We start from the raw sequence: 4,429 nt of genomic DNA, 5'->3' as shown, positions 1-4,429 counted from the left end.
TACTATTACTTTATCCCGCCTAAGAAGAAGAGGTTATGAATCAATGCTTTCCTATTACCTAAAAATGCAACCTACAATCCAGTGAACCGCCGTATACGAGGCCCGTACGTACGGTGGTGTGAGAGGCGCACCTCGTCAACTTAACGGTTGGCGAGGCCGTCTACTCGATTGGCAGCTGGGCTTCTTTGTCCGTTCATTCTACAATTTTTTTGTCAGGCCCCATTATTAGCCAATTTACAAGTGCTAATCTAGCAAGTTGCATTGTTTCCAAATGTGTCATATACTGACTGTCTGCTTTGTCAGACTTGGCCCAATCTATTTGTTCGTCCCCAAGTAGTAACATACCATTATGAACAATATTAGACCTAAGATTATATATCTTATTAAATTTTGCCAAAGCACTATCACTATTTGCAACATAAGTTTTTAAAAACGTTTTGAATTTCGCTTTAACTCCCCAAATAGGTCTGCCGCATTTATGACAATTAATTGGCGAAGACTTTAATGTTTGGCAATCGTGACATTCAAACTCTACACCTTCTTTCTTGTCCTTATATTCAAAGTTCACCAATGTTTCTATGCTGCTAACGAAGGATAAAAAAGACATACTTCTCATTTTTGATTTTATGTCAATTCCGTTGCATATTAGGTGGCAAATTGTGTCAACGATTTTTCTTGATTTAGTGTCAAGTGAGAAATACTTTAATAACGCCTTATAAATTGTGTTTGGCAAAACAATCTCTTTGTCTTTACTGTCAATTGGGTCGTATTGGTAGTAAAGTTTATGAGGAATGATATTTATTAGTGGGTGTCTTTGTTCACTAAATCCATCAATTTTTAAGTCATTTCCAATAGTCGGATAGTAATAAATTCCCATAATCAATGAACTTGAAGTATTATTAATTTCTTCTTTATCTTTCTCTAAGTCGTCTGGCAATGGTGTTCCCCATTTTAACTCAGTTTCCGAAAGGTTATGTATTCGGTGATTTGTAAGTGCAGAAAGCAATCTTGTTAGTCTGCTTAACTTATTTGTTTGGTTTGTAGTTGGTGATATAAATGATTTAATTGATTGTAGGTCTTCTGGAACTTCTGGATTTTCATTTTCGTCAATCCAAAATTCAATTATTAGAGGAATATCATTTGCGTGTTTTGACTTTGGTGCATTTTCATAGTCACAAGGATAGATTTGAAACTCATCTTCAAATCGAAAATGTCCAGTTATAGGTGTCTTACTGAAAATTATATTTCTGAAATATTTTCGTTTCATTGGTTGTTTTTTAGCCTTGCTGTTAGTAGCTGGGCTTTCTTTCTTATATGAATTCGTTCTTAAGTTCATCATACTTTTCTTTCAAAAGAAGTTTGTTCTTGTCAAGTACAATAACCTTCGCTCTTTCAACAAATGGCTTAAGATGTTCATTTTCCATAGCACTCATTATTATTTGAGTATCACTTGTAATTTCATTTGTAAGTAAGTTAACAATTTTGTCATAGTTGGTATGAGATTGTTCTTGTTGATTTGGGGTGTCTATGATTAGTGCGGATTTTACTTCACTACCGTATTTTTCTACCATTGTAAACACTGTCAAGTAGTATGCAAGAATTGCCCTAACACCTTCTGCGGCTCCACCTTCTTTGATGATTTTATTGTAATCTAATGGAGAGTTTATTTCTGATAGGTTAACTGCTTCTGCGTCCAATGATTTAATGTACTTTGTAAGTATGGATTTAAATGAATCATTAATTGTTTCAGTTGTTTCCTTACTAATTAGACCTTTTTGTTCTTTGCTTAGTACTTTTAAGTCATCATCAATTTGCTTGATTTCTGCTTGTTTAACAGATTTAGTTTGAATGACACTTTCTTTTATTGATTTCCCTGCGATACTCTCAATAATTTGATTGAAATTGATGGCAGGAACATTATCTTCTTCAATGACATACTTATCATTTATCTCATTAATCCGATTCCTTGCGTCATTTAATTCTGTCTCGTTTTTTTCAATTTTTGAATCAATTTTGTTGATTTCAGCTAGCAAAACTCTCAATTGATTTTCAGCTTGTGCCTTGTCCGTGAGAATTGATGTTCGATTTAGAATAGAGTTGTCGTGAACAACTCCACAAAGAGGACATTCTATTTCTTCATCTTCTATATTTTCAACAGAATACTTGTAGTCCTTGTCAAGTTCTGAGATTAATTTTTCAGTCAAAATTTGTTGCTGAAACAGATATGCTTTTTCGGAATTGAGGATTGCCATATTATTTAATAACTTCTCTTGGCTTTCTTGAAGTGATTTTAAGTCAGCTTTGATGCTATCGGTAATTTTCTCAAGTGTATTAAGATTTATCACTGTTTGGAGAGCTTGAGGTATATATGATTCTACAACTTCTATGGCAGTGTCAAATTTTACAACTTCGGTTTCAGCAATCTTTTGAGTTACTTTTTTATCTGATTTTTCTGATTCAATTTCAAAATGTTCAGAAGTCAATAACCCTACGTGATATTTAATAATTGTGCTTTTCCATTTTTGGTATTGACCTAGATTGTCAAAATTATCCCAAGCTTTAGCCCAACTTCTTTTTTGGTCAATATAAAAAGGAAGGAAATAAAATGCAGGGGGCGGTGTTTCAACAACGGATGTACTTTGATTAGGTAATAAAGCTTTGAAGTCAACAATTTCAGCGAATCGTTTAGAATAGTCACCAGTTATTTTTTGAAATTCTTGAACTTCATTATCATTCTCCTTAAGGTGTATTTGATTTTTATATCTCTGTACACGATAGGAATCATCGCCAATTTGAAATTCGACAATAGTTTTACAATCTTGGCTATTCCAAGTTGTATCAAGCTCTGGTTCACAACCAAGCCCCCAAAAAATCAATTTCAATAAAGTTGACTTACCAACGCTGTTGTCATTAGCTGTTATCAGATTCAGGTTTGGGCTGAATTCGAACAGATTTGCTGACTTTATCGAATTTGATAGAACTAGCAGTCGTTTGAATTTTAAGCTTTTCATTTTTCTTAGTTCTTAAATTTCTTATTAGTATTTTAAAATTTTCTTTTCCCATTAGTTCATCATTATGTATTCACAAATTAAGGCAGTCGAAAATTCGTCTTTTGTAGGAAACTGTTTCTTTATTTTGGCAGGTGCTGAGTTGAATGTTCTTTCTATTAGTTCTGTCATTTCGGTTACACCGTCACTAATTCCTTTATCAATATTGTTCGTAAAAAATTGCGTAGTATCTTTTTGAAGAGTGCTAGTGTTACTAATTCTTTGTCTTTTGTACCTATCAAAAGAACGTTTAAGTTTCTTTGCTTGCAATGATTTTAAACCCATTTCTGAGCAAATATTGTTGAAATCAATTTCAATTTTTGCTTCATCCTTAATGTTCGTAAATTCATTGATTACTTTGGAAACCTGAATTGAAGTCAATGCCTTGTTTTTTAAAAGTTCATCCCATTTAGAAAAGTCATATGTAACTTTTCCTTTTCTATATAGCTCGTCAATTAGAAGTGTGTATATGCTTTCAGCATTTGTATAAGAGCCAGGGAATAAACTGTTAATTAGTTTCGCAATGGTTCCAATTAAAATTGTTTGATAGTCGGAATCGGGTATGTCCGATATAATAAATCTAAGATTTGCTGGTAACTCCGATATTCCTATTTCCTTTTTAAGTTCACTTTCTAATTCGCTAATTTGTTTGCTCGATAAATCTTCCTTTCGAATGATTTTTAATTCAATATTTTCTTTAGCCAATTCAAGGGTGAATTTATTCGAGGTTATAAGATTTAAAGTTTCAATTTTCGTTACATAAGGCTTACCTGAAACGCCTTTAATCAATTTTCCTAGTACAGAATTCCCGCCTTTCTTATTTTCAACAAGTTGGTATGTATTGAAAGGTGACTTATTAGTCTTTACTTGGTTGAACTCGAATTTAGCTTTGTCTACATCCAATGAATTCGAAACTACAACGTCTTCGTGTAGTTCAATAATAACTGCATATTCTTGTTGGTCTGAATGACTTGATATTACTCTATACAATGCCCAATGATATTGAAAGGAGTATTTGTCAAAAGTCGATGAACCTGACTTTTCACGCTGTCCTTCAAATAATGGGTTGTTGTCTGTTTTTTTACTCATATCAATTATGTCACGGTGTCTATTAGCCTTGCTGCCAACGTTTTCGGGCTTTGCGTTCGGGCGGGTTTCGGAGCACAAAACTGTCAACCAGCACTGAACTTGAATAGAAGCAGAAAGCTCCACGTTTGCACGTCACCCCGCCTGACGCAAAACCCGTGTGCCTGTTGCACAACTCTCCCAACAAGATAGTTTTTTTAGGTATGAAGACCTCATGTCTCATGATTAATTTTAATTGCATGCTGATTTTAAGTTGATTAAAATATTGTAAATCAGTATATTAAAACATGCAAGGA

Annotated in this window: 3 protein-coding genes; all 3 read right to left on the bottom strand. The window is 33.5% G+C overall.

Features of this window, described 5'->3' with window-relative positions; translation table 11 throughout:
* Positions 1-193 precede the first annotated feature (193 nt).
* Genes AAA943_RS21710 through AAA943_RS21700 form a run of 3 tightly spaced genes read right to left on the bottom strand, consistent with a single transcriptional unit; the run spans position 194 to position 4,259 of the window.
* Entirely contained in the window at positions 194-1,339 is a 1,146-nt protein-coding gene (locus AAA943_RS21710) for a hypothetical protein (RefSeq protein ID WP_338226521.1), read from the bottom strand.
* Complete coding sequence (locus AAA943_RS21705; RefSeq protein WP_338226520.1) at positions 1,311-3,011, bottom strand: hypothetical protein; 1,701 nt, start codon at positions 3,009-3,011, stop codon at positions 1,311-1,313. The genes AAA943_RS21710 and AAA943_RS21705 overlap by 29 nt, the downstream gene beginning before the upstream one ends.
* Positions 3,012-3,062: 51 nt before the next feature.
* Positions 3,063-4,259: a DUF4297 domain-containing protein gene (locus tag AAA943_RS21700; RefSeq protein WP_338226519.1), complete on the bottom strand. Its 1,197-nt coding sequence runs from the start codon at positions 4,257-4,259 to the stop codon at positions 3,063-3,065.
* Positions 4,260-4,429 lie beyond the last annotated feature (170 nt).

The organism is Algoriphagus confluentis (assembly GCF_036245625.1).
Taxonomy (GTDB): Bacteria; Bacteroidota; Bacteroidia; order Cytophagales; family Cyclobacteriaceae; genus Algoriphagus; species Algoriphagus confluentis.
This window is presented reverse-complemented; position numbering and strand designations above follow the sequence as displayed.